Annotated in this window: 23 protein-coding genes and 2 pseudogenes; 13 read left to right on the top strand and 12 right to left on the bottom strand. The window is 33.9% G+C overall.

The window, feature by feature from the left end; all coding sequences use genetic code 11:
- Positions 1-113 precede the first annotated feature (113 nt).
- The 3 genes and pseudogenes from nth to OM967_RS03315 all read right to left on the bottom strand — a co-directional run bounded on the left by nth (position 114) and on the right by OM967_RS03315 (position 1,938).
- Entirely contained in the window at positions 114-752 is a 639-nt protein-coding gene (gene nth / locus OM967_RS03325) for an endonuclease III (RefSeq protein WP_211908444.1), read from the bottom strand.
- A gap of 21 nt (positions 753-773) precedes the next feature.
- A pseudogene (locus tag OM967_RS03320) lies at positions 774-1,145 on the bottom strand (molecular chaperone DnaJ); the annotation flags it as partial.
- Positions 1,146-1,168: 23 nt separating this feature from the next.
- Positions 1,169-1,938 (bottom strand): annotated as a pseudogene (locus OM967_RS03315) (IS5 family transposase).
- Between the two features lie 189 nt (positions 1,939-2,127).
- Between OM967_RS03315 and OM967_RS03310 the strand changes: the two are divergent.
- The 5 genes from OM967_RS03310 to trpS all read left to right on the top strand — a co-directional run bounded on the left by OM967_RS03310 (position 2,128) and on the right by trpS (position 7,010).
- Entirely contained in the window at positions 2,128-3,927 is a 1,800-nt protein-coding gene (locus OM967_RS03310) for a peptidylprolyl isomerase (protein WP_250120095.1), read from the top strand.
- A gap of 134 nt (positions 3,928-4,061) precedes the next feature.
- A complete protein-coding gene (gene rpsP, locus OM967_RS03305; protein ID WP_006015540.1) occupies positions 4,062-4,376 on the top strand; it encodes a 30S ribosomal protein S16 in 315 nt (104 codons plus the stop codon).
- Between the two features lie 10 nt (positions 4,377-4,386).
- Entirely contained in the window at positions 4,387-5,373 is a 987-nt protein-coding gene (locus OM967_RS03300; protein ID WP_211908440.1) for a polyprenyl synthetase family protein, read from the top strand.
- Positions 5,374-5,435: 62 nt separating this feature from the next.
- A complete protein-coding gene (locus OM967_RS03295) occupies positions 5,436-5,996 on the top strand; it encodes a nucleotide exchange factor GrpE (RefSeq protein ID WP_010402249.1) in 561 nt (186 codons plus the stop codon).
- Positions 5,997-6,011: 15 nt separating this feature from the next.
- Positions 6,012-7,010: a tryptophan--tRNA ligase gene (gene trpS / locus OM967_RS03290; RefSeq protein ID WP_211908439.1), complete on the top strand. Its 999-nt coding sequence runs from the start codon at positions 6,012-6,014 to the stop codon at positions 7,008-7,010.
- A gap of 7 nt (positions 7,011-7,017) precedes the next feature.
- On the opposite strand, the gene OM967_RS03285 is transcribed toward trpS, so the two are convergent.
- Positions 7,018-8,385, bottom strand: a complete 1,368-nt coding sequence (locus OM967_RS03285) for a hypothetical protein (protein ID WP_264337617.1) — start codon at positions 8,383-8,385, stop codon at positions 7,018-7,020.
- Positions 8,386-8,777: 392 nt separating this feature from the next.
- Here OM967_RS03285 and OM967_RS03280 point away from each other — a divergent pair, with 392 nt between their 5' ends.
- Positions 8,778-11,444: a 2-oxoglutarate dehydrogenase E1 component gene (locus OM967_RS03280; RefSeq protein WP_264337616.1), complete on the top strand. Its 2,667-nt coding sequence runs from the start codon at positions 8,778-8,780 to the stop codon at positions 11,442-11,444.
- Between the two features lie 227 nt (positions 11,445-11,671).
- A complete protein-coding gene (locus OM967_RS03275) occupies positions 11,672-12,433 on the top strand; it encodes a hypothetical protein (RefSeq protein WP_250120094.1) in 762 nt (253 codons plus the stop codon).
- Positions 12,434-12,506: 73 nt separating this feature from the next.
- Here the strand turns inward: OM967_RS03275 and OM967_RS03270 are convergent, their stop codons facing one another.
- The 4 genes from OM967_RS03270 to OM967_RS03255 form a co-directional block, all read right to left on the bottom strand.
- Positions 12,507-13,100 carry a TIGR02217 family protein gene (locus tag OM967_RS03270; protein WP_010405410.1) on the bottom strand — a complete coding sequence of 198 codons (594 nt, stop codon included), beginning with the start codon at positions 13,098-13,100 and terminating at the stop codon, positions 12,507-12,509.
- Positions 13,101-13,153: 53 nt separating this feature from the next.
- Positions 13,154-14,032, bottom strand: a complete 879-nt coding sequence (locus tag OM967_RS03265; RefSeq protein ID WP_264337615.1) for an OTU domain-containing protein — start codon at positions 14,030-14,032, stop codon at positions 13,154-13,156.
- A 186-nt stretch (positions 14,033-14,218) separates the two neighbouring features.
- Positions 14,219-14,398 carry a hypothetical protein gene (locus OM967_RS03260; protein ID WP_246433234.1) on the bottom strand — a complete coding sequence of 60 codons (180 nt, stop codon included), beginning with the start codon at positions 14,396-14,398 and terminating at the stop codon, positions 14,219-14,221.
- Positions 14,399-14,589: 191 nt separating this feature from the next.
- Positions 14,590-15,330: a DsbA family protein gene (locus OM967_RS03255; RefSeq protein WP_250120091.1), complete on the bottom strand. Its 741-nt coding sequence runs from the start codon at positions 15,328-15,330 to the stop codon at positions 14,590-14,592.
- Positions 15,331-15,543: 213 nt separating this feature from the next.
- On the opposite strand from OM967_RS03255, the gene OM967_RS03250 reads away from it, so the two are divergent.
- From OM967_RS03250 to OM967_RS03230, 5 genes are all read left to right on the top strand, one after another.
- Positions 15,544-15,684 (top strand): hypothetical protein, encoded by a 141-nt coding sequence (locus tag OM967_RS03250; protein ID WP_211908434.1) that lies wholly within the window; start codon positions 15,544-15,546, stop codon positions 15,682-15,684.
- A 24-nt stretch (positions 15,685-15,708) separates the two neighbouring features.
- A complete protein-coding gene (locus OM967_RS03245) occupies positions 15,709-17,592 on the top strand; it encodes a DUF3857 domain-containing protein (RefSeq protein WP_250120092.1) in 1,884 nt (627 codons plus the stop codon).
- Positions 17,593-17,639: 47 nt separating this feature from the next.
- Positions 17,640-19,127 carry a UbiD family decarboxylase gene (locus OM967_RS03240; protein ID WP_211908430.1) on the top strand — a complete coding sequence of 496 codons (1,488 nt, stop codon included), beginning with the start codon at positions 17,640-17,642 and terminating at the stop codon, positions 19,125-19,127.
- Positions 19,128-19,167: 40 nt separating this feature from the next.
- A complete protein-coding gene (locus OM967_RS03235) occupies positions 19,168-19,695 on the top strand; it encodes a phospholipase D family nuclease (RefSeq protein WP_211908428.1) in 528 nt (175 codons plus the stop codon).
- Between the two features lie 84 nt (positions 19,696-19,779).
- The gene (locus OM967_RS03230) at positions 19,780-20,322 is read left to right on the top strand and encodes a hypothetical protein (protein WP_211908426.1); all 543 of its coding nucleotides are present in this window, start codon (positions 19,780-19,782) and stop codon (positions 20,320-20,322) included.
- A gap of 214 nt (positions 20,323-20,536) precedes the next feature.
- Here OM967_RS03230 and lgt read toward each other — a convergent pair whose 3' ends face one another.
- The 3 genes from lgt to OM967_RS03215 form a co-directional block, all read right to left on the bottom strand.
- Positions 20,537-21,328 (bottom strand): prolipoprotein diacylglyceryl transferase, encoded by a 792-nt coding sequence (gene lgt, locus OM967_RS03225; RefSeq protein ID WP_114517403.1) that lies wholly within the window; start codon positions 21,326-21,328, stop codon positions 20,537-20,539.
- Positions 21,329-21,334: 6 nt separating this feature from the next.
- Positions 21,335-21,784, bottom strand: a complete 450-nt coding sequence (smpB, locus tag OM967_RS03220; RefSeq protein WP_007301946.1) for an SsrA-binding protein SmpB — start codon at positions 21,782-21,784, stop codon at positions 21,335-21,337.
- Between the two features lie 88 nt (positions 21,785-21,872).
- Positions 21,873-22,784 carry an ankyrin repeat domain-containing protein gene (locus tag OM967_RS03215; RefSeq protein WP_211908425.1) on the bottom strand — a complete coding sequence of 304 codons (912 nt, stop codon included), beginning with the start codon at positions 22,782-22,784 and terminating at the stop codon, positions 21,873-21,875.
- Positions 22,785-22,887: 103 nt separating this feature from the next.
- On the opposite strand from OM967_RS03215, the gene OM967_RS03210 reads away from it, so the two are divergent.
- On the top strand, positions 22,888-23,409 hold the full coding sequence (locus tag OM967_RS03210) for a Na+/H+ antiporter subunit E (RefSeq protein ID WP_006015458.1): 522 nt from the start codon (positions 22,888-22,890) through the stop codon (positions 23,407-23,409).
- On the opposite strand, the gene OM967_RS03205 is transcribed toward OM967_RS03210, so the two are convergent.
- On the bottom strand, positions 23,402-23,818 hold the full coding sequence (locus tag OM967_RS03205; RefSeq protein ID WP_007301944.1) for a hypothetical protein: 417 nt from the start codon (positions 23,816-23,818) through the stop codon (positions 23,402-23,404). The genes OM967_RS03210 and OM967_RS03205 overlap by 8 nt on opposite strands.
- Between the last annotated feature and the right edge of the window lie 265 nt (positions 23,819-24,083).

Below are 24,083 nucleotides of genomic sequence, written 5' to 3'. Positions count from 1 at the left end.
CCACTATCCGATAAGCGATGCAACAAAGCTATCCCAGTGTCAGCTACTCGGTTGACACCATCATAGAGATCAGCTACTTGGATAATAAAAGTAAGAAATATCGAAGTGTTGTGCTAGACTTTATACCTCTTGCATTCAAACTCACATAAATCATGAATTATGCATGTTTCACACAAAGGTTTTTGTGCCTTGCAAATGTATCTACCGTGTAAAACTAGCCAATGATGAGCATAAAGCAGGTATTTTTTTGGAACCACATTCAAAAGAGATTGCTCTGTTTTAAATATATCTTTTTCTTTCACAAGCCCAACTCTATTGCTTACTCTAAAAACATGAGTATCAATTGCCAATGTTGGAATACCAAGCCCTGAATTTAAGAACACATTAGCGCTCTTTCTCCCAACCCCTGGTAAAGATACCAAATCATCGAAATTAGTAGGCACTTTGCTATTGTACCTCTCAATCAATATTTTGCTGAGCCCGATTATATTTTTTGCTTTGGAATTATATAAACCAATACTGCTTATGCATTTTCTCAGCTCACTTTGCCCAAGATTCAACATTTTTTCTGGCGTATCAGCGATACTAAATAGCTCCTTTGTAATTTTATTAACACTTATATCGGTCGTCCGCGCTGACAGAACTATTGCAACTAATAACGTAAAATGATTGGTATAATTTAGCTCTATTTTTGGCGCAGGATTTGACTGTTGAAATTTTTCAAATATTAATTCTACTTTTTTTGAGTCCATGCATAGAGCTAAAAGCTTATACTATACTGTTTGCTGTGCAAATTCAATTGCTTGAGGATTAGATAGTCCTTCAGTATTAACATCAGACATATCAGTTTTTACCTCATCAAAATTCCTTTCAGCAAATTCGCTTGCCACTTCTGCAAAACACTTTCTAACAAGAGGCATAATTATCGGCATTAATAGCCTTCGTGGATCATACCGTCCTAACAGATTAGTTTCCTTTTGTACTCTATCTCTTGGATCTTCCTCAAGTAAATCTTTCATGTGTTTTTCAGTGTATATTTCACAACCTTTTGAAAATGTAGGACTAAATATCTCAGTAGCTAGCAGTGCTAACAATGACAAAGTACCAAATATTGTCACATCAACATAAAGACTATTAGAAATAAACCCTTTATCATCAAAGAACCTGTTCATAATCTTTTGAGGAGGAAAGAAGTAAAAGCAAATTTGTAGGCTAGTATTAAGTTTACGCTCGCAATTTTTCCAAAGTCGCCTACATTTTTCCAACCAGGCAAAAGAAGATCTCTCAACAACCCATCTTTTTGGCAATACAGCAAAGGTGTGTAATTCGCTTCACCTCAACAGTTGCACCAATAGTTACTTTTATCTGTGTTGCAAAATTTTCTCCAGTGTAGCCTGCATCAACCAGTATGTTTTTAACTTCAGAGAGACTTTCTTTAGCATTTTTAACCATTGTCAAAGCACTGCTACGATCAGTTATTTCTGCCGTTGTTATATGAATTGCGTGTGTCAAACCTTGTGTATCAACTGCGATATGACGCTTTATTACTGAAATTTTCTTGCCAGCATCATAACCTTTTTCTTCAGCAGTATCGGTATTTTTTACACTTTGGGCATCAATGATGCAGAAGCTTGTTTTGGTATTCCGACCACTGTTCTCTCCAACCAATTTTTTTAAGACAATTTCTAGAACACTTTCTCTATCTTCATTCGTTTTTTTACTCCATTTCTTAAAGTAATCGTAACAATTTCGCCATCTTGGAAACTCTTTTGGAAGCATTCGCCATTGACAGCCACTTTTTAGTACATAAAGCACACCACAAAATAACTCATATAAACCTAATCTTCTTGGCTTTGTTTTCTTTCGCACACTTTCTAAAATTAGTCTAATCTTTTCGAATTTTTCACAACTTATGTCACTTGGATATGTATTCCTCATACTTTACCTCATGTCAACTATACCTCATCTTACCATATTCAGAGATCACTTACAGGCTCTTAGGTTAATATAAGCTTCCATTCAATTTAATACACTACAATATTACATATATTAGCTAATTTGTTAATAGATTTACAAAGATTAAATTATTGCTATTCTAAATTTAAGTGTTAGTTAACTGAGTTTACAATGAGTATTAGAAATTTTTTTACCAAGGCAATCGTTCTCCTTTTAGTTTGCTTATTAATCTTTATGGGGATTGGCAATTTTTTATCAAATGATGATGAAAGGAAAGAATTAGCTAAAGTAGGAAAGGAAGTTATAACATCAGATGAATATAAATTACTATATCAAAATTATGAAAAGCAAATTTCTGGATCTGATGTAAGTAAAGAACAAGTAAAAAAGCTGAAATATGATTTACTTAACGCACTTATAGAGCAAAAACTATTGTTTAACCTAATTAGCGAACTTGGATTAAAAGTTGGAGAAGAATCTATCAAAAGCCATATAAAAAATACCAAGTACTTTCAGGACGATAAAGGAGAATTTGACCATAATAAATTCCATCAAACTCTAAATAGCCTGCATATAACAGAAAAGGAATATATAGAAAAACTAGAGAAAATCCTGCCTGCAATGATGTTCATGACTTCGTTATTTAAAGATAATTATCCGGTAACTTTTGGTGAGGGTGTTGATGAGCAGATATACAAAAATCGCTACCAAACTAGAGTAGTTGATATTGTTAAAATAACTGAGGATGCAATTACAGACGTTCCTGAACCAGATGATCAAGCCTTACTTGATTTGTATGAAAGAAATAAGTCCAATTTTTATTACCCTGAGTATCGAACTGCGCAATACATTTCTCTGGATCAAAAATATTTTGAAGATCAAATCAGAATTTCAGATGAAGAGGTTGATAGTATAATAGAACATCAGGAACTTAAAAATCAAAGAGACATATTCAATGTGATATTTCCTACCAAAGAAAAAGCTGAAATAGCAAGAAGAGCACTTGAAGAAAGTAAAGCAAGCTTTGAACAAATAATAGAAGAGTTTAATAAAGTGAAACTCGATGAAACCAGAGTAAATAATATAACTAAGGATTTCTTACCTGAAAATATGAGAGAAAAGGTATTTGCTCTCAAAACAGGTGAAGTAAGTGAAGTTTTAACAAGCAATTTTGGATGGCACGTAATAAAGGTAGAAAGCATACATCAAATCTCTGATGAAGACTTGGTTGATTTAAAAAAAGACATAAGGTCAGTTTTAACCAATCAAAAGTCTTTTGAAAAAGTCAATGATTTCATAAATCAAGTGAATTATAAGATATACAATGGTGCAACGATTGAAGAAATCTCCAATAATTACAATTTACCTATACAAACCATTGGTCCAGTAGATGCTAGTGGAAAAGACCAAAGTGGTAATGAAGTAGGAAATTCCAGTGATTTCATTTCTTTCATTTTTTCACGCGAGAAAGATCAGAAGAATTATTTTAAGGGTGTTGGAGATACTGTTGTTAGTGTAAAAATCAGTGATATCGTTCCTCCTAAATTACAAAATTTTGAAGAAAGTAGGGAATCAGCCATAAAGCTTTGGCGTAGTGAATTTATAAAAGAAAGAATGTTTAAAATGGGACAAGAAGTAGCAGTTCAACTAAGAGAAAAGACAGATTTGGAAGAAATGCAAGGTATAAAATTGGTTAAAGGCCAGCAAATACAACGCAATGAACAAAACTACCCTTTTTCTTTCATAGAAGAGATTTTCAATATGAAAACAACTAATTCGGTAACAGATCCTATTCAATACAATAATGAAATTATAATAGGCGTTCTAAAACAAATGCATTCATCAAATGGTAAATTAAACATGCTTGACACCGGAAAACGTGTGATGATATCGCTAAAGGAACAGTTAATTAGCTATCTAAAATCAAAGTATAGAGTAGAAGTTAATCATGCTATGATTGATGATATATAAAAAAGTTTATTATCTTCCTTTTATGAGTGATTGGAGGGGGCTATATTGTATTTTTAGGTAAAAGAGGTACAATTAGTTTGACTTGAGCTGTTTATTGTATTTAAATTGTAATTAATATATGAATAAAGGTTGACATGGCAGTTAAAATAAGGTTAGCAAGGTTTGGGGCAAAGAAACGTCCTTTTTATAGGATAGTTGTAGCCGACTCACGAGCACCAAGAGATGGGCGCTTTATTGAGAGAATAGGACAATATGATCCAATGTTGCCAAAAGACAATAAAAATCGTGTTGTGGTAAAAGCTGATAGATTAAAACATTGGCTAAGTGTAGGAGCGCAAGCAACTGAAAGGGTAATGTGGTTCATTAAAAAAGGCATAGTAGATTTAGAAACAGAATCGAAAAAAATAGAAAAGAAAAAAGTTGAGAAAGTACAAGGGCAAGAAGCATAAGTCCTCTTAAATGCTAAACACTGATTTAACAAAAAGTAGTAAATTAGATGATATTTTATCTTCTGATTTATTGGCTATGAATGACTTTATCTTCAAAAATGTCAATGATGAAGGTACTAAGCTTGCTACCGATATTACATCTCATCTTATTAATTCAGGAGGAAAAAAGATAAGGCCTAAGCTCATTTTTATTATGTGTAAAATGCTGAATTACTCTGGAGAGAGTAGGGTCAACATTGCTGCATCGGTAGAATTTATACACAACGCTACTTTACTTCATGATGATGTGCTTGATGAAAGTAAGGCACGCCATGGAGTTGCAACAGCAAATAAAATTTGGGGAAATAAATCAAGCATTTTAGTTGGTGATCTATTATTGACCTTAGCATTTAGATGGCTTATAGAATGTGGGAATTTAAGTGTTCTCTCTATTTTATCTAAGGCATCTAATTTGCTTGTCAAGGGTGAGATAAAGCAGATGACAACGCGTTTTGACCCTAACACAATTAGGAAAAATTATTTTAATATCATTGGAGAAAAGACAGCATCTTTATTTTCTGCATGCTGCGAGGCTGCATCAGTAGTATCTGGAGCCACAAGTGACGAAACAGAGAGGCTAAGGAATTTCGGGTTTAATTTTGGTATGGCATTCCAAATAATTGATGACGTGCTAGATTATACTGCTAATCAAGGCACTTTAGGAAAGCAACTTGGAAAAGATTTCTTTGAAGGTAAAGTTACTTTACCTTCTATTATAGCATATGAAAAAGGCAGCCCATCAGAACAAAAATTCTGGGAGAAATCTTTTTCTTCAGCTAGACACAATTTTGACCAAGCATTACAATATATTAATCATCATAATGCCATTCATGTTTCTATAGAAGAAGCTAAACACTATATTAATATGGCGCAAAGTAATATTGATACTTTTTCTGATTCTCTTTATAAAACTGCTTTGATTGACTTTTTAAATGCAAGCATAGAAAGACAAGGATAGCTAACGCTTGATATTTTTAGATTGATTGTTATATATTTATTAAGTTTGTAAGGGTGAATGATATGTCAGATAGTAATAAAGAGAAAAAAAAGAAATTTGCAGATATGGTCAGTAAACGAAAAGGGGATGATCAAGAAGATCAGCAAACAGGTGATTTAAGTGAAGAGCTTAATATATTAAAAGAACGTGCAGTTCAGCTTGAAGATCATTTACGTCGCGCTGTTGCGGATAATGAAAACGTTAAACGTATAATGCAAAAGCAAATTAGCGATGCAAGTGATTATGCAGTCACAAAATTTGCACGTGATATGATCGACTCTTGTGACAATTTAAAAAAAGCAATGGAAAACTTGAAAGATGATGATCCTATTCATGAAGGAATAAAAGTGGCGCACCAAAAGATTGTGAGTGATCTAAAAAAACATGGAATAGAAGAAATAGATCCAATAGGTAACTCTTTTGACAGCAATTTACATCAAGCTGTTGTGGAAAGAGAAGATAATGAAAAAGAGCCTGGCACTATTGTAGAAGTACTACAAACTGGTTATACAATTAAAAATAGGTTGCTTCGTCCTGCAATGGTTATTCTTTCTAAAAAATCTGCTGATTGCGAAAGTAACTAATAAAACACTCAAGGTATGGAAGAAGTTATCTTCTCAGGTATTCAGCCAAGTGGAGTATTACATTTGGGCAATTATCTTGGTGCAATTAAGCAGTGGATAGGGTTGCAGGATAAATATAAATCTCTTTTTTGTGTTGTTGATCTGCATGCAATCACAGCAAATAAGCTTCCCGCAAATGAATTAAAAAATAATATTTTTAAAGCAGCAGCAACTTATATTGCATGTGGAATAGATCCGGAAAAGTCGATTATTTTCAATCAATCCGCAGTTAGTGGTCATGCAGAATTGGGCTGGCTGCTAGGGTGCTATACACCAATTGGTTGGCTTAATCGTATGACTCAATTTAAAGATAAGGCTGGAAGCGATAGACAAAAAGCTTCTCTTGGGTTATATAGCTACCCAGTACTTATGGCTGCGGATATATTGCTGTATCAAACTAAATATGTTCCTGTTGGCGATGATCAAAAACAGCATTTAGAACTTGCACGTGATATTGCATCAGCTTTTAACAATCATTATAAATGTAGTCATTTCATCATACCTGAAATCTTAACTTTGGATTGTACATCAAGGATAATGAGCTTAAGAGATGGAGCAAGCAAGATGAGCAAATCTGATTCTTCAGAATACTCATGCATTAACCTTGACGATACAAATGACTTGATTGTCAAGAAAATAGAAAAAGCAAAAACAGATTCAATTCCAGGCTTTGATTTTGCTACTTTAAAGTGCCGTCCAGAAGTAAACAATTTGGTAAACATTTATTCAGTGCTTAGTGATTTAAATGTGGAAAAAGTGTGTGAAGAAGTGAATAAACATGATATGAAACACTTTAAAAAAGAGTTAGCTGGCTTAATCATCAGTGTTATATCACCCATACGTGAGAAGTTGAACGGTCTTTTGAAGGATCAGCTCCATTTACATAAAATATTAAAAGAAGGTACAGAAAAAGCAGCAGAGATTGCAAATAACAATATAAAAAAGATCAAGGATATTATAGGGTTTGTTCAATAGGTTACAACTATTTCTTCCCATGGCTTTCAAATCGTGCAGCTATTTTCTTTACACTAACATGAGTGAGAAGAGGTTTTTTACTAACCGGAAGTTTAGAATCGGACTTTGCTGTTATGGGGTTCATTTTAGATCTTTTATTTCCTACCGGAAATGAGTGAGATTGGGAGGCAGTTTTTTGCGATGGTGCAGGATCTTTCTTCATACCGATATCTGCTTGTGTTGCAGGGGTGGCTTTGCTCTTAGCAACTTGGTTTTGCTCAAATTTTCCTACTATTGACTTTACTCTACCGTCCTTCTTGCTATTTACTTTTTCTTTTATAATAACTGCTTTTACTTCTGATGCTGCTTTATCAGCAGATTTTTTGAGGATTGGTTTACTTTCAGCTGATTTTTGCGAAGTCACTTCTACTATTATTGGTTTCGTGCTCACTTGTTGATCAACAATATCTAGCCTTTTAGGATTTGACAGTATTTCAGATTTATCTTCTTTAGTTTCTTGCCTAATTTCTTGATTGGTAGCGTTTAGCGCTAGTGGCTCTGGAGCCTGTCTCTTTTTATATCCTCTTCTTGTTCCTACATTTTTCTTAGGTTTCGTTTTGTGAGTTGGCTCCTTTTTAGCTAACTTTGAGTCTTCCGAATCTTTTGTTGAAGATTTACTACTTTTCTCTTGATAATTTGATATTTCCTCATGTCCAGACTCTTCACTTAATGAACTTTCATAGCCTGAATCTTCAGGAGATACGTTCTCTATTTCTGGTTTAAAGTGTACCTTTTTTGAGGCAGTAGGAGGTGGCGGAGGTGCTGTTGTTGGCCGTTTTATTCTCTTCATAACTAATTTTCCTACCGGCTGTTTTCCTTCTTGCAGCTTAGGAGTATCTTCCTTCTGCTTTGATGTCGTTTTATTTTCCGTGCTTACTTCGTATGATTTATGTTCTTTATTGCCTTTTCCACTCTGTTTCGAATCTAAAATTTCTTTAAGTCCTTTCTTGAATAGATTAATTGTACTTAAAATATTTGTGTATTCGGCTGCTTTTTCTATAGTGAAACCTGATAATTCATCACCAACAAAATTTTTTATGTCATTATCATTAGTTGGAATATCTTTTCCCAAGACTCTATCTAATATCCCTTTTAATGTTCCAATAAAACCGAGTGGCTTTGTGATCAAAGGTTCTACATAATTATTCAAGTCGCTATATATAACAAATTTGGCTACATCTTTTGCGTTGTTTGTAAAATTCTTCAGAGCTTGAGATAAATCTTTCAGTGTTTCATCATATTGTTCATTAATTTTTTTTGTATCCTTCAGCTTTATGACTCTTATCAAAGAATTGAGATTTTTATCATAACTGTCACTTTTAAATAGATCACTCATACCAATTACTGTTTATCGTTTACTTAAATATAAATTCAAAGTCTTAAGATCGAGTAAATGTTATATGACTTATCCTCTGACTCATAAACGCTTGCGTTCCTTAATGTGCAAAAAAATTTCAATAATCTTCAATCAGCAATAGTATAGAAATCCAAAAAACAAGTAGCTAACACTGGAACCTAGGAATTATGATTTGGCACAAGTTGATGAGTATAGTTGTTTTATGTTGAAATACAGCATTTATGGAAAGATTAGATGTCAGTCTAGAATGACACCCTTTCTGGAAAACCCGGATTACAGTGTTTGTATAACTTAATAATTAGAAACTAAAGGAGTTCTTTTTTAAAAAACTTAAGTTATACTCATAAGTATTTGATACTTTTGTAGTGATTATGTCCAGTTTTAAAAATAACTCCTGTTTTTATGGCGATAATGTCGAATTTGTGGAAGAAATTTATAGCCGTTACTTGCAAGGCGATAAATCAATTGGAGAAGATTGGTACAGAATTTTTTCGAGCAATTTAGAAGTTAATAAAGCAGAACCCTGCAGAGCACAGAATGAAGCTAAGGTAGATGCTGATGATTTAGCAAATTTTTTCAGATTTTATGGTCACTTTTTTGCAGACTTAAATCCATTATCACCGAATGTAAATAAGGAAATAGATTATCAAAAATACTTGAATCTTTCTCCTACAAGTGACACTAGAATCTACAGAGATATTTACTGCAAGAATATCGGTTTTGAATTTATGCATATTTCCTCTTATGAGGAAAGAGTTTGGCTGCAGGAGAAAATTGAAAATCAGGTCTATACGCTAAGCCCTCAGGATAAAAAAGAAATACTAAGGCACTTGATTGAATCTGAGATGTTCGAGCAATTTCTCCATATGAAATTTCCTGGATATAAGCGTTTTTCTATCGAAGGTGGGGAGTCAGCCATTGTTGCAATTGAAAGAGTTATTAGTGATTCTGCAGCTTTTGGTATTGAAGAAATAGTTCTTGGTATGGCCCACCGAGGACGGCTCAATGTTCTAACCAAAGTGATGGGAAAAGATTATGCGGCAATGCTGTCTGAATTTCAAGGCAACCTTGCATATCCAAGTGGTCTTGAGGTGTCTGGTGATGTCAAATATCACCTTGGTTACTCTTCTGATCGAGCACTTGCTGGTGGTAAAAAAATACACTTAAGTTTATGTCCTAACCCATCTCACCTTGAGGCGGTAAATCCGGTTCTAGCTGGAAGAGTAAGGGCAAAACAAAATACGAGATCTGTGCTTGGAATATCAATTCATGGTGATGCAGCTTTTATCGGGCAGGGAGTGGTTGCTGAAACCCTGACTTTGAGCAACATTGAAGGTTATAAAGTTGGTGGTATCGTGCATATTGTCATCAATAACCAAGTTGGTTTTACTGCGAATCCTCGTTGTGCACGCTCTTCTTTTTATTGTACTGATGTAGCAAAATCAATAGAAGCTCCAATATTTCATGTTAATGGAGATAATCCAGAAGCCGTGAGTTTTGCCGCGAGTTTGGCAATGGAGTATGTGCAGAAATTTAAAAAGGATGTGGTGATTGACATAATATGCTACCGCAAATATGGCCATAATGAAGGTGATGAACCAAATTTTACTCAGCCACTTATGTATAAAGCAATGTCAAGGCATAAAACTCCGGGAACAATTTACGAAGAGAAGCTGGCTGCAGAGAAAGTCCTAATTAGTGATGAAGTAAGTAAATTGCGCAGCGAATTTAGGGTAAGGTTGGATAAAAGTCTTGCTGAGTCAGTGACTTACACTCCAAAAAAAGCTGATTGGTTTGATGGAGTGTGGTCGAAATTGAGAAGAGCAAAGTTGAACGATTTGAGTGAATATTATACGGAATCTGGTGTTTCACCAGATGAGCTAAAAAAATTAGGTGTACATATAAATAGCAATATTCCAAGTAGTTTTAATCTCAATAATAAAGTGAGGAAAATACTTGATGGCAGAATAGAAAGTATAAATTCCGGTAGCAATATAGACTGGGCCACTGGTGAAAGTCTTGCATTTGCGTCATTGCTTAAAGAAGAAATAGGAGTGCGCTTGTCAGGACAAGATTCTGGTCGTGGTACCTTCTCGCACCGTCATTCAAGGCTTGTTGATCAAGTAACGGAAGAAGATTTTATTCCACTAAACAACATAAGTGAGAAGCAAGCTCGCTTTGAAGTTATAGATAGCGCACTATCTGAGTATGCTGTGATGGGTTTTGAATATGGATATAGCCTTGACTCTCCATATTCACTGGTGCTCTGGGAAGGGCAATTTGGTGATTTTGCAAATGGTGCGCAAATCATGATCGACCAGTTTATTGCATCAGCAGAAACAAAGTGGTTGCGATCAAGTGGTCTAGTTTTACTTTTGCCTCATGGTTATGAAGGGCAGGGGCCTGAGCATAGTTCTGCTCGTATAGAGAGGTTTTTGCAACTCTGTGCAGAGGATAATATGCAGGTGGTTAATTGCTCTACTCCTGCGAATTATTTTCATGTTTTACGCCGACAAATTAATCGAGATTTTCGTAAGCCTTTAGTGGTGTTTACACCTAAATCACTATTGCGTCATAAAAGCGCAGTTTCTAACCTTTCTGACTTTGAAGGAAAATTTCTTACGGTAATTCGAGAGTGTAGAACAGGTTTAGTTGCAAGTGATAAAATACGTAAAGTTGTAATATGTAGTGGTAAAGTTTATTACGACATAATTGAAATGCTTGAAGCACAAAAAATAAACGATATAGCAGTAGTGCGTTTAGAACAATTTTATCCATTCCCGGCTGATAAACTAAACAATGAACTCGAAAAATATAAGAACGCTGAAATTATATGGTGTCAAGAGGAACCAAAAAATATGGGAGGATGGTTTTTTGTTAATCCGTTAATAGAAGAGGTTCTATCTAATCTAGACACTCAAGCAAAAAGGCCTAAGTGTGTTGCAAGACCCGCTGCTGCATCTCCTGCATGCGGTTATGCTAATGTCCATGCTCAACAACAAGCAGAAATTTTGAAGCAAGTTGTGCAGGGTATCTAGCACAATCTTGCAGATATTGAAGCGAAAGCTAGCAAGCGAACATTGTTCTTAATATTTGGCACTGCAGCCGGGTGCGATAGAAAATATATCACAACAATCAAACTGCTTGTATACTCATACAAATATAAAAAGACTTTACTTTTTTAATAAAAGCTTAATATTTATTAACATTTTCATTTATTTTTCTTAATATAGTTAATATTAATATTAACTATATTAAGATATATATGAATACAGAAGTATTTGAGAGGTTAATAGGGCAAACTAGGCTACGCAGCAATAGTAAGGCTGAAATCATACAATTAAATAGAAGCGAGAAGGCTTTTATAGATGAGGATAAAAAGTCTATCGAATTGGCTAAGGCTATTTTTGCAGAAAATAATATGTTTCGTTTTCGCAAACCAGGTTCTGCTACAGATTACATTTTGCACAAACTAATAAATGATAAAAAGCTTCTAGAGGAAATGAAAGATAGAGGTACAAGTATAATACGTCTTTTTTCTTTGCTATCAATGTATCGTAATCTTCCCGATTGCTATGTTGTGAGAAAAGAAGGGTGTATTACTGAGTTTGGAATACTTACTGATGTTAACGAATGTTTAGAATCAGTACCTTTAGAAGACTTTATACTTATTGAGTCTGCTTCGTACCTAGAGTACATTTTGTTTGAGAATGATGATATTAGAAATAGGTTAGCTGAAGATAAAACAAAATTAGATATTTTCGTAAATGGAATTTTAGCAATAAGTAGCTCGGATTTAGTATTATCTTGTATCAACACAATCGAGGCTTTTAATGAGGAAGCTAGAAATTTTGTCAATCACATACAGAAAACCAATAGGATGGACTACCTCTTTAAGGAAAATGGTACAACACTTGTAAAGTTAGTTCTAAAAGAATTATTAAAACTTTCTATTTTACAAGAAAGAGAAAACACTACATTAGAATTTCCTCAAATTTCGAGTGTGGAACATTGTAATGGGCGATAGACTTTAAAATGTGCAAGGCTCATTTAAATATGAGCCTCAGTATCGCTTAACTTTTATGGAGCATACTTTAACTTTATTTCACTTCCACCAAGGGAATATTGTTCCAGCTATTGCTGCCATAGTTATCAATAGAAGCGTTTAGGTAATCTGTATCAAATCGTACTGGCACATCAAATTCGAAGCTTGCGGTGATTATTGTGCCTTTTGCTGGTGGTTTCATAAATGCTATTTCTCCAGTTGAATAATTCACTGAATATTTTTCTGTCTTTTCACCATCTAGGTAAATTTTTATTGTATCATGCACTGGCTTTTTAATAGTTCGTGTATGCTTGTCTTTTCCACTTATGTAAGTTTTCATCAGTTGAAAGATCGTTTTTTTATCGTCTCCTATGCCAATTTCTTGATTGATAACTGTAAAGTCTGACCAATCCTTAAAACGAAACCCTATTGCTTTACCTTTTCGTGCCTGAAAAAATGTTATGAGTTCTGTTAGCTGCTCGTTTGACCTGACTCCATAAGCTATGTTATACCTGGCACGTGCACGAGACCAATTAATATTGCGCTGCTCACAACCATTATGAGTTGTTACAACGTCAGTGGAAAATTCAGGTCCTCCAGTGGAACCATAAGATATATTTTCTGGAAATCTAATTTCTGTAAATGACATATGCCCTCCTGTAAAAATAAAATTGAGTTGATATAGATGAAGTAGGAAAGATCTTAAATTTTTGAAGCTGCTTTATCAATCAGGCTATAAATTTTAAATCCCGTTTCTTCTAAAAAAGTAAAGGTGTTGTTTTCTCCTACCTTACCTTTCAGTTCGTTAATGTCTTGATGACTCTGCGTTAACTGATATACACAAACACATGCAATGGCTAAAGCAACTCCAGCAAGACATGCTAAAGGAATTGGTTGGGTAAAAATAGCAACTGTAGCAAATGCTGTGAATGCTATAGCTGTTATTACAGCAGCTATGCTATAAATAGCTTCTCTTCTGTAACTATTGATTAATTTCTTTTCTATTGCCTCTTGTTGTGTTTCTTGCCCTTGTTGATGAGAAATAGTAATTACTGTATCTGTATGAATTGGCTCACTAGCGCTGGTATCAATTCTCTCTTTTTGTGTTTTTTGTTCTTTATGATCTTGCGCAATTGCTGCTTTGCTAGTTCTGATATTATATTGTTCTTCTTGCTCTGATTGATCAGAAGCAGGAACTTCTGTCACTTCACCAAAGATTTCTTCATTAGAAACTGGTTGACTTTCTGTTATATCTTCAGAAATTTCACTTAGGAGTGGCACAAAATGCCTCATGTAATTCACTACTCCTACAGTTTTTTTGCTACTATCTATCTCTAGTTGATTGAGATTTATATCTTGTATAAAAACTTCTGGATCATCATCATGTGCTGTAATTTTAGTTACTGTAATTTTTTGACTATCTTCCTCTATTGAATAAACACGGAGCTCCACTTTGTACTTGTCGCATATCATTCTGCCTTCAATGTTTGAATGACCCCATATAGGTGAAGAATCAGTTTCTGTAACCGTATTTTCAATGTCTTTTAAGTATTTACGAAAAGTCTTCTCTTCATCTATCATATTTATTTTAGTTTTTGGGTTTTGTATAGGACCATACGGACCTTCTAGTGCAACAAAGTAGTCACCAATAGCAGCGTCTTTTATTATTGCTTTATAGGTCCAACTATCTTGTTCACCATGTTGCTTAGCATAATCTGCACAATCTTTTCTTAATGATTTTGCGGTAAAATGATGACCGAGTCTTAACTAGTTCAATCCTTGAGCCACAGAGTCAAAAAAGCAATCTCCTGTCTTTATAGCAGCTCCTATTTTTAGCTTTTCAGGATGAGCGCTCTTTAGATTATGCAATAAATCACTTGATTTTTTATTTTCTTTGATTTGTTGAAAAAGAGCAATTGGCTCTCTTACATAGTTAGAATCTCTCATGTTATAACTCCAAAATAATGATTGTATTTTAATAGATTAATCAGCCTAGGAAGGCTAATTACTTAAGGTCATGCTATGTTGCAAGCAGACATCAACTATTCTTCTTGAACTAATATGTAGCATATACATATTGTTACTTAGTATATTTTAACTATACTTAAACTCTCTTGTGCTGTCAAGCAGGGAATTTATTAATCTTTTAACTCATCCACTTTTTTGCGTAGCACATTTAAATCAGTTGCTCCTACAAAAAGACTATCTCCAATTATCAAAAAAGGTGTACCGCCTACTCCTAAATTCCTTACTAAAAGTTTGCTGTTGTTTATCATTTGCTCAATTTTGTCTGCATTATTTTTCATAGAATTATTAAAGTCGTTCTCGTTAACCCCTATATTTTTCACTATACCTAATATAGTTTTATCTGAAAATTCTCCTCTGTGATCTAGTGCAGCATAGTGAAAATCTAAGTACTTTTCTTTATCGATAAAATAAGTTGCTAAAGCACCTTTTGCTGCCTTTAAAGAATTGTTACCAAGTATTGGAGCATCTCTAAAGATATACTTAATTTTGCCATCATTGATCAATTGTTTTACATCGTTCTTTATAGCTTTGCAATATCCACAAGAATAGTCAAAAAAACCTACAGCTATGACATTGCTATTTTCATTTCCTGAGTAAGGATAAGTGGAGTCGAATATTTCATTTTTATGCTGAGAAATTTTATTTTTGGTTGCATTAGCATAACTATTTTTAGCTGACTCTTCCTGGAGAGTTTTTATGATCTTATCAAAATTTTTACTTATGTAGTCATCTAATCTCTCACTTATATGATCATCGTTTAAGACTTGACTGCGATGTGAAAGCCAATTGTTTATTACTGGTAAACTTGCTACTGCAAATATAAAAATCAATAAAAGTGGTATCTTAGACATATACTTACCTAAGGGAAATAATAAGACATATTATAGTAAAAAAATGTTCAATGTTAAAACATTTACATTAAGAAGCGCAAACTTTACACAGTAGAAAACTTGGCGATGTGCAAAATTGAGCATTTAAGAGATTTTAGATATTCCTTACCGCTGCGTATAACAATTGTAACCGCGGCGGTAAAAAAGTTGATTATTTTATAACCGCCGCATATAATGATGACAAACACGGCGGTAAATTATACGGAACCAATAATTGGTAGAGAGAAAGAAATAGCCATTCTAGAAAATAAGCTTCTTTCCCAATCTGCTGAGTTTATTCCTGTTTACACTGTGAACAAAATTGCATGGATTTAATGGTTCAATAAGTGTAGGGACATAATGAAATTTTTAAAAACTCTCTTTAACTTAGCATTACTAGTATTTTTCATGTCTACTATAGCTGAAGCAAGGTGGAGCAAGTACGAAGATGCTTCTGTTGAGGTTAAGTTTTCTAATGTTAACATTAATGTTAATAGAGATGGTACCTACGAAACGGAAGTAGAACTTCAAGCAAAAATACTCAAAGAATCTGGACGTGATAGATTCTCTCTATACAGTCTTGTTTACAATGATGATGGTGCAGATTTTACTGTTTTAGAGGCTAAAGCAGCTTATAATGGAGAGGAATATATAGTTACTGAAGATATGATGGAGGATAAGCCACTGGCTAGTCCTGGCAAAGGCTTTGATCAGCTAAGGCAAGTAACCATACCATTTCCCAAAATAGAAATTGGCACAGAAGTATATTTAAGATATAAAAAAGTTAACAAAAAGGTTCCTGTTGATAATTTTTATGGCTTGAGCTTCTCTTATTATGGAGATTATTTACAAGCAGAAAATACTAAAATCAACTCTGAATTGCCTCTAGAGATTAAAGTGAATGATCCAAGAAAAGTATTAGAGATTGCTGAGGAAAAAAAGGATAGTGTACATTATATAAACATTACCTTAAAGAAAGCAATTTATGAAAACACAATAAATGAACCACATAATGGAATATTGAATATTAAACATAACACTTGGGTATCACTGTCGAGCCTATCTAAATGGGAGGATTTGGCTAAAAAATTAGCCCCTGGATATCATAGCATCATTAACCAGCCACTTCCTGCAACTTTTAAAGCTATAGCAGAATCTGCTACCAGTGAGAGTACTGATGAAGATAAGATCAATGCTGTTACTTCTTTATTGAATGAAAAAGTTCAGTACATGGGAGACTGGAGTACAGTATCAGGAAAATATTTCCCGAGAGATTTAGAGAAAATTGCTGATTCTCAAATTGGGGATTGCAAAGACTTTTCTGCTAGCACGGCTGCTATTTTACAAGAACTTGGTTACAAAGTTCAACCTATTTTAGTTATGAGAGGAACTACTAATACTTCTAATCCTGAAGCGTTACCCAATATGGGTAATTTTAATCATGTGATGCTTAGAGTAATGAATGAAGATGGAAAAATATACTGGATTGATCCAACTAATACCATCAGTATGGCGCAGGGTATTTTTCCAGACATTGCTGATAGGAACGCTCTAGTACTGGATTCTGAGGAAGCTAGTTACATAAAAATTCCTGCTGTACAAGGTGAAAATTCAAAAGTGATATCCCATAGTGAATTAACTATAGAAGATAACGTTGTAAATGAATATGGCCAGCTTACCGTGCAAGGGGAAGCAGCCTTAGGCTTAACAGGTGTTGGATTATATTATTCAGATGAGCAATTAAGAGATTCTGTTTTTCGTATGATTAGTGGAGTATATCTTGATGAAGAAGAAAAGAAGTTCTTAGAATTGCCTGACCTTACCTTGCGTAATGTAGAGGATCTTACAATAAAATATGAGTTCCAGCAAAAAAATAAGATTTTCAAGACAAATCTAGGGCCGGCTTTGAATTTAGGAGATAATTGGCTTAATGATGTTGTCAATACAGCTTCTGACCAAGTGTCAGACCTTTTTATTGGTGTTCCTAAAACTAAGGAAAGCCATATGATAATAAAAGATATCAAAATTAAAAACTGTGAAAATTTGAATTTTGAAATAGATTCTCCTTGGTTATATGTAAATAGGTTCTGTAAATATAAAAATGATGGAACCGAATTTAGCAATTTAATAACCATAAAGAAAAGCTTTATTACCAATGAAGAATTAAAGACTGCTGAATATAAAAACTTAAAAAGCGAATTGGAGAATAATTTTTCTAGAGCCTCTATAATAATAAGTGAATGAGTTGTGCTGGGAAAAGCACTTCTTAAAAGGCTTAAAATTTTTAAAATATGTACAATAACTTACGCGACTTCATCAGAGCATTAGAAGAAAAAAAAGATCTAATTAGAATTAAAAAAGAAGTTTCAACTATTCTTGAAATGACAGAAATTCATCGTAGGGTTTTGTCAAACAAGGGACCAGCTATCATCTTTGAAAATGTTGTCACAGAAAATGGCAAAAATTCAATTCCCGTTTTAGTGAATTTATTTGGTACTATTGAGAGAATTGCATTCGGACTTGGTATAAATTCTGATGAATTAAGGGATCTGGGTAAACTTCTAGCATTTTTGCGATCACCTGAGCCGCCAAAAACCTTCAAAGATGCTGTGAAAATGTTTCCTCTACTAAAAGTTGTATTGTCGATGCGGAGCAAAGTTGTGAGCAAAGCCCCATGTCAAGAGGTGGTGCTAACTGGGGATAAGGTGGATCTTAGTTTGCTACCTATTCAGACATGCTGGCCAAACGAGCCTGCACCGCTTATCACTTGGCCACTTGTGGTAACAAAAGGACCAACAGCAGACAAGCAAGATAATTTCAATCTTGGAATATATCGTATGCAGGTTGTGAATAAAAAAACGACTCTCATGCGCTGGCTTGCACATCGTGGTGGTGCAGGTCACCATAAACGGTGGAAGGAGAGGGGACAAAATATGAAGTTTCCTGCGGCTGCTGTGATTGGTAGCGATCCTGCAACGATTATTGCTGCGGTAACTCCGGTGCCGGAGACTTTATCAGAATACCAATTTGCCGGGCTGCTGCGAAAAAAAACACTTGAGCTTGTAAATTGTAAAACTATTCCTCTTCAGGTTCCAGCTCATGCAGAAATTGTTTTGGAAGGATATGTAAGTTTGGATAATTACCAAGATGAAGGGCCATATGGAGACCATACCGGTTACTATAATGCTGTTGAACAGTTTCCTGAGTTTAACATCACTGCAATTACAATGCGCAAAGATCCAATTTATCTCAGCACTTTTACTGGCAAACCACCTGATGAACCATCAATTCTTGGTGAAGCACTCAACGAAATCTTTGTGCCGATTCTCATCAATCAGTTTCCGGAAATAGTAGATTTTTATCTGCCCCCAGAAGGTTGTTCATATAGAATAGCGGTAGTGTCGATAAAAAAGGCTTATCCAGGGCATGCAAAAAGAATTGTTATGGGCACACTATCTTTTCTCAAACAGTTCTTATACACGAAATTTATTATAGTTGTTGATTATGATATAAATATACGTGATTGGAAGGAAGTAATGTGGGCAGTTTCAACAAGAATGGACCCTGTACGTGATACAATCATGATAGAGAATGCTCCAATTGATTATTTAGACTTCGCTTCTCCTGAAAGTGGTCTCGGAGGTAAAATAGGGTTTGATGCAACAAACAAACTTCCACCTGAAACCAAACGAGAATGGGGAAGAAAAATTGAAATGAGCGAGGAAATAATAAAGAAAGTTACAGAGAAGTGGAAGGAATATGGGTTGACAGATGATTAAACTATGATGTAGACTACCGCCGTGTATTTAGGTGTGGTTTGTGAGGCTTTTATATCTTTTATTTTTGTCGGCATGTTTTTCTCTGTATTACTATGTGGGTCCTACATTCTCGCCTTGCCCAAAAGCAACAGTTTGCTTCTCACCTGAACAAGACTGTGCTGTACCGATAATCAGCGAGATAGACCAATCTAAAGAATCTATCTTAGTTCAAGAATATACATTTACTCTTGGAACAGTTGCAAAATCTTTGATTAACGCCAAAGAGCGTGGTGTTGATGTTAAAGTCGTCTTAGATAAATCACAACTCCATTCAAAATATAGTGTCATAAGCGAATTGTTTTCAAATGGAATACCGATTTGGATCGATAATAAGCCAAAAATTGCTCATAATAAGGTAATAATTGTTGATAATCAAAAAGTCATCACAGGATCGTTTAACCTCAGTAAGACAGCTGAAAAGGGAAACGCTGAAAATTTATTAATTATTGAAAATTATCCTGAATTAGTCCAGCAGTATGTGAAGAACTGGGAAATACGAATGTCACAATCCTATCAATATGCTCCCTAGATACTTGATATCAAAAAAAGTCTTTTTATTGATAGATGTAATTTCTTGTGATATAATAAATTAAAAGGTTTTAAGGGGTAGGTAATGGATTACATAAATGATGCTGCTGATAGTTACGCTGCCATTCATGATTTTTTTCAAAATAATGGTGTTGGAGATTACAAAGTTCAATGCAATTATGGTGGTGTACCGTATGCTACTGACGAATATGTACATTCTGGAGACAAATTTTGGAGCAATAATTTTATAGACTCACATTTTGGAAAGGAAATAAAAATGTATCCTCAAAGTGAGCTTTTAGCTAAAGAGTATGCTGGGAATACACTACCGGTTTCAATATCACTAAACGAGGATCTAATAAAAATAAAAGAATGTCAGAAAAAAACTAAATTTGTAGAACTAGAAGGGGAATCAGGTGATATAGTATATGATAAGCAAAAACATATAAAGTGCTACACGACAAAGTTATCATATGACGATGTTTCTGTTCATAATAAAAACAAATTTTCAATACTGAATATTAGATATGACATGCCAAATGATTCGAGATACAGTTTAAACATAGCCTTCACAAAGGTTAATGATAATCAACCAGGGTTTTGGCAAAAATTTAAAAATATGTTTTAATAAAGTAGCTTCTCAATCAGGAATATTCTGGTGGAAAATGAATATCTACTTAGTAATGAATTTGGTCAGTAGCTACTAAGTTTTTCTTATAGCTATACAACGAAGGTTTGCTGGTCTTACATTTATTCTCTGCAAGACAAAAAATTCACATAATTGTACATAGTATGGAATAAATAAACTTCCACTATATTTTTCGATTAAACTCACCTTTTCTCTATTGAACAGATTTCGTATTAAATCTTAAGTTCAACGCACCTAAATATATAAGCATTCCCAGCAAAATCATAGGTATAGAAAGAAATTGTCCCATAGTTAAATTGAACCATAAATAGCCAATTTGATAGTCTGGCTCGCGGAAAAATTCAACCACAAAACGTGCTATTCCATACCACATAACTGCAATACCAGTTGTTGCACCGTAATACAGTTTCACTCTAGTCAAGAAAAACAGTGAATTTGCAACTACAAAAAGTAGCGCTCCTTCAAAAAATGCCTCATAAAGTTGGCTTGGATGGCGCAATAAATTATCACCATTTTCTGGAAATACCATACCCCACGGCATATTTGTAACCCTGCCAAATAACTCTCCATTTATAAAATTACCTATGCGGCCTAGAAGTAAACCTATCGGAACTCCACAAGAAATTAGATCCAGTGTGTAAAATATAGGAATGTTATGTCTTCTACAGGAGATTATTACTGCAAGCAAAACTCCTATAGCACCGCCATGAAATGACATACCTCCTTCCCAGGTCTTTAGTATTTCGATAGGATTGCTTATATAGAGAACTGGATCATATATCAATACGTACCCAAGCCTACCTCCAAGGATAATGCCTATAATAACGGCTGTTAATAACGAATCGTAAAAATTCTTAGTAAATATTTTTTGATTGTCTAGCTTATGTAAATACCAATATGCAAAAACTATACCCAAAACATATGCTAAAGAGTACCAATATATAGAAACAGGACCGATGCTAAAAATAACTGGACTTAAAGACATATTTTACTACAAATTATTCTTAGACAATCTACTTTTCTCACGTTCCCACTCTCTCTGCTTTATGGTTGCTCTCTTATCATAGAGTTTTTTTCCTTTCACAATGGCAATTTTAGTTTTTGCCAACCCTTTATCATTAAAATAGATAGAAAGTGGCACAACAGTTATTCCAGAGGTTTTAATTTGACCAATTAGCTTATTTATCTCTTTTTTATGCAAAAGCAATTTTCGTTCTCTTTTTGGCTTGTGATTCTTTTGGTTTGCAGCTTTATACTCTGCGATATGCATATTGTTTAGCCATATTTCACCTTTTTTTTCAGTAACGTAAGCATCAGAAATGTTTGCTTTTCTTTCCCTTAGTGATTTCACTTCACTACTTAAGAGGATCATACCTGCTTCAAATTCTTCTAAGATAAAGTATTCAAACCTTGCTTTTCTATTTTCTGCAATAACTTCCATATCTAAAGATATCTTTAAGCTTCAATATATTACAGAACTTTTGGTTTAATTCATAACAAAACAATTATCTCAGTAAATGCAAGTTTGGTTAAAAAAGCTCCAATCTTCCTGCAAGTGTAATTTGTTCCACTCTTCCTACTGCCATTTCAGCCCTAGGACTAGCATTACCTGACAAAGAACTTATCACATCTTTGCAGCCCCATTCAATAGCAAAGTGTAAAGGAGCATATCTATTATTGTTCTGTTTACTAACATATGCCCCACTTTCAATTAAAATATCTCTTATACTTTCATGATCGCTAGCAAAATGCAAAGGAGTGCGTCCACAACTATCCCACACATTAACACATGCTCCATGTTCAATCAGAGTTCTTACTATGTTTTCATTATCACTTTCAGCAGCAAAATGCAAGGGAGTGCTTCTATAATTATCCCACGCATCGACATATGCTCCGTGTTCAATTAGAGCTATTACTATGTTCTCATAGCCACTCTTAGTAGCAAAATGTAGAGGAGTGTGTCCATCATTGTTCTGCGCGTTAACATCTGCTCCACATGCAATTAGAGCTCTTACTACACTTTCATTCCCACCTTCGGTAGCAAGATGTAAAGGTGTACATACATCATTGTCCCACGCATTAACATTTGCTCCACTTTCAATTAAAATATCTAATATGCCTTTGTGGTTCCATTCAGCAGCAAAATGTAAAGGAGTGCATCCATCGCTGTCCCATGCATCAACATATGCTCCATATTCAATTAGAGCTATTACTATGTTCTCATAGCCACTCTTAGCAGCAAAATGCAACAATGTAGTTTCTACAGGATCTAGATCACTATGTGTAGTGAATATATGATTGATATTAAATCCACTATCTTTCCACCTCCGTAAATCAATTCTTTCTAATTTTATTTTTATTCGTTCAACTATGTTGTTCTTGCTTAAACCTGAAGTATCATTTATTTCTTCAAGCATTTTTAGAAAATCATCAAGCGTCATAATCTCCACTACTTATTAAAATAACTTGGTTATTATGTTCTTTGACACAAAAATCAAGAACTTTTTATTTTCCTAAAAAATCATTTAAGTTATACTCCAAATCATGAAAGTCAGGCAAAATATTAAGTTTTTTTCTCTATCATTTGTGATTTTGTCTTCTCTATGGATTACATTGTCTGGTTATTTTGAGCCTTTTTTTATTCTCTGTGGAGTATTTTCTTCTGTGTTCACATTGATTATCTTTAAAAGGTTAATTGATGCTGAAAGTGCCCTTAGTCAAATTCTAAATGATAGTGGTAGGCTGTCACTTTATCAGCTTATAAGTTATATACCTTGGCTAATTTACCAAATTATTTTTTCAAGTATTTATGTAACAAAAAAGGTGCTACGATTCAAATCTACAGTTGAGCCAATTGTTATTGTAAGAGAATGCATAGGACATAATGATAAGACCATTGCATTATTTGCTAACTCGGTTACGATTACTCCTGGAACTTTAACTATCAATGTTGAAAAGAAGCAGAAAACATATTTATCTACCATATGTTTGATAGATAAAGATCTTGAAAGTGGCATTTCTGAAATAGAAGGTAAAGTCTTAAAAATGCTACACCTAGTTAAGTAATTGCTTTAAATAAGTTAACAGCGTCTCTGTATTCTCTTCTTAAGCTCTCAAGCATTTCTTTTGGAAGGCTATCAATAACAGTAGAACATAAATAATTGTACAAATCTTCTAGCCTTGATATGTTATTTTTCTTCTTGCTGTTGAATTTGTACGGAAAAATGCCCTCCATAATTTCAATATCAACAACCTTATTTAAAAATGCATTTTCACTTGTTATGCTTATTCTTGTAAGTATAGTATTAATTTCAGGTTCATTACTCGTATAAATATCTGATAATTCTGCCATTTTAATGACGTATAAAGTTACTACTTTTGATAAACAATTATCAGAATATTCACAATTTTTTATTACCTCCCACTGAGTAACCTGAGACTTGCTTGTTTTTGCATTGCTTGGTAATTTATTCATTGAATTTTCTCCATTTAATTCAGTGTAGTAAATTATACTAATACTTTGTTAAATAAATAATAACGCAGCCATAAAAATATGCATTTATTTACCATAAATTGTATAATATTCCTAAAATTAAATGTTAAAGTTACTTCAAACTGAATGATTTCTTTAATTCCATATTATCCAGCAGTGTAAAATATTGCTACACAATAGTATTTATTCTAAAATAAACTTTCCTTTTGAGCTATTTTATTAATATCCATTCTTACGTCTGCACTAA

Origin of the sequence: Wolbachia endosymbiont (group B) of Dolichovespula media (assembly GCF_947179505.1) — a bacterium.
Classification (GTDB): domain Bacteria; phylum Pseudomonadota; class Alphaproteobacteria; order Rickettsiales; family Anaplasmataceae; genus Wolbachia.
Note: the sequence above shows the minus strand (reverse complement) of the source record. Positions and strands in the feature narration are given on the sequence as shown.

Excerpts from the sequence above, each read along its gene's own strand:
- nth (WP_211908444.1), bottom strand. The coding sequence starts at position 752 with ATGGACTCAAAAAAAGTAGAATTAATATTTGAAAAATTTCAACAGTCA.
- OM967_RS03310 (WP_250120095.1), top strand. The coding sequence starts at position 2,128 with ATGAGTATTAGAAATTTTTTTACCAAGGCAATCGTTCTCCTTTTAGTT.
- rpsP (WP_006015540.1), top strand. The coding sequence starts at position 4,062 with ATGGCAGTTAAAATAAGGTTAGCAAGGTTTGGGGCAAAGAAACGTCCT.
- OM967_RS03300 (WP_211908440.1), top strand. The coding sequence starts at position 4,387 with ATGCTAAACACTGATTTAACAAAAAGTAGTAAATTAGATGATATTTTA.
- OM967_RS03295 (WP_010402249.1), top strand. The coding sequence starts at position 5,436 with ATGTCAGATAGTAATAAAGAGAAAAAAAAGAAATTTGCAGATATGGTC.
- trpS (WP_211908439.1), top strand. The coding sequence starts at position 6,012 with ATGGAAGAAGTTATCTTCTCAGGTATTCAGCCAAGTGGAGTATTACAT.
- OM967_RS03285 (WP_264337617.1), bottom strand. The coding sequence starts at position 8,385 with ATGAGTGATCTATTTAAAAGTGACAGTTATGATAAAAATCTCAATTCT.
- OM967_RS03280 (WP_264337616.1), top strand. The coding sequence starts at position 8,778 with ATGTCCAGTTTTAAAAATAACTCCTGTTTTTATGGCGATAATGTCGAA.
- OM967_RS03275 (WP_250120094.1), top strand. The coding sequence starts at position 11,672 with ATGAATACAGAAGTATTTGAGAGGTTAATAGGGCAAACTAGGCTACGC.
- OM967_RS03270 (WP_010405410.1), bottom strand. The coding sequence starts at position 13,100 with ATGTCATTTACAGAAATTAGATTTCCAGAAAATATATCTTATGGTTCC.
- OM967_RS03265 (WP_264337615.1), bottom strand. The coding sequence starts at position 14,032 with ATGATAGATGAAGAGAAGACTTTTCGTAAATACTTAAAAGACATTGAA.
- OM967_RS03260 (WP_246433234.1), bottom strand. The coding sequence starts at position 14,398 with ATGAGAGATTCTAACTATGTAAGAGAGCCAATTGCTCTTTTTCAACAA.
- OM967_RS03255 (WP_250120091.1), bottom strand. The coding sequence starts at position 15,330 with ATGTCTAAGATACCACTTTTATTGATTTTTATATTTGCAGTAGCAAGT.
- OM967_RS03250 (WP_211908434.1), top strand. The coding sequence starts at position 15,544 with ATGATGACAAACACGGCGGTAAATTATACGGAACCAATAATTGGTAGA.
- OM967_RS03245 (WP_250120092.1), top strand. The coding sequence starts at position 15,709 with ATGAAATTTTTAAAAACTCTCTTTAACTTAGCATTACTAGTATTTTTC.
- OM967_RS03240 (WP_211908430.1), top strand. The coding sequence starts at position 17,640 with ATGTACAATAACTTACGCGACTTCATCAGAGCATTAGAAGAAAAAAAA.
- OM967_RS03230 (WP_211908426.1), top strand. The coding sequence starts at position 19,780 with ATGGATTACATAAATGATGCTGCTGATAGTTACGCTGCCATTCATGAT.
- lgt (WP_114517403.1), bottom strand. The coding sequence starts at position 21,328 with ATGTCTTTAAGTCCAGTTATTTTTAGCATCGGTCCTGTTTCTATATAT.
- smpB (WP_007301946.1), bottom strand. The coding sequence starts at position 21,784 with ATGGAAGTTATTGCAGAAAATAGAAAAGCAAGGTTTGAATACTTTATC.
- OM967_RS03215 (WP_211908425.1), bottom strand. The coding sequence starts at position 22,784 with ATGACGCTTGATGATTTTCTAAAAATGCTTGAAGAAATAAATGATACT.
- OM967_RS03210 (WP_006015458.1), top strand. The coding sequence starts at position 22,888 with ATGAAAGTCAGGCAAAATATTAAGTTTTTTTCTCTATCATTTGTGATT.
- OM967_RS03205 (WP_007301944.1), bottom strand. The coding sequence starts at position 23,818 with ATGAATAAATTACCAAGCAATGCAAAAACAAGCAAGTCTCAGGTTACT.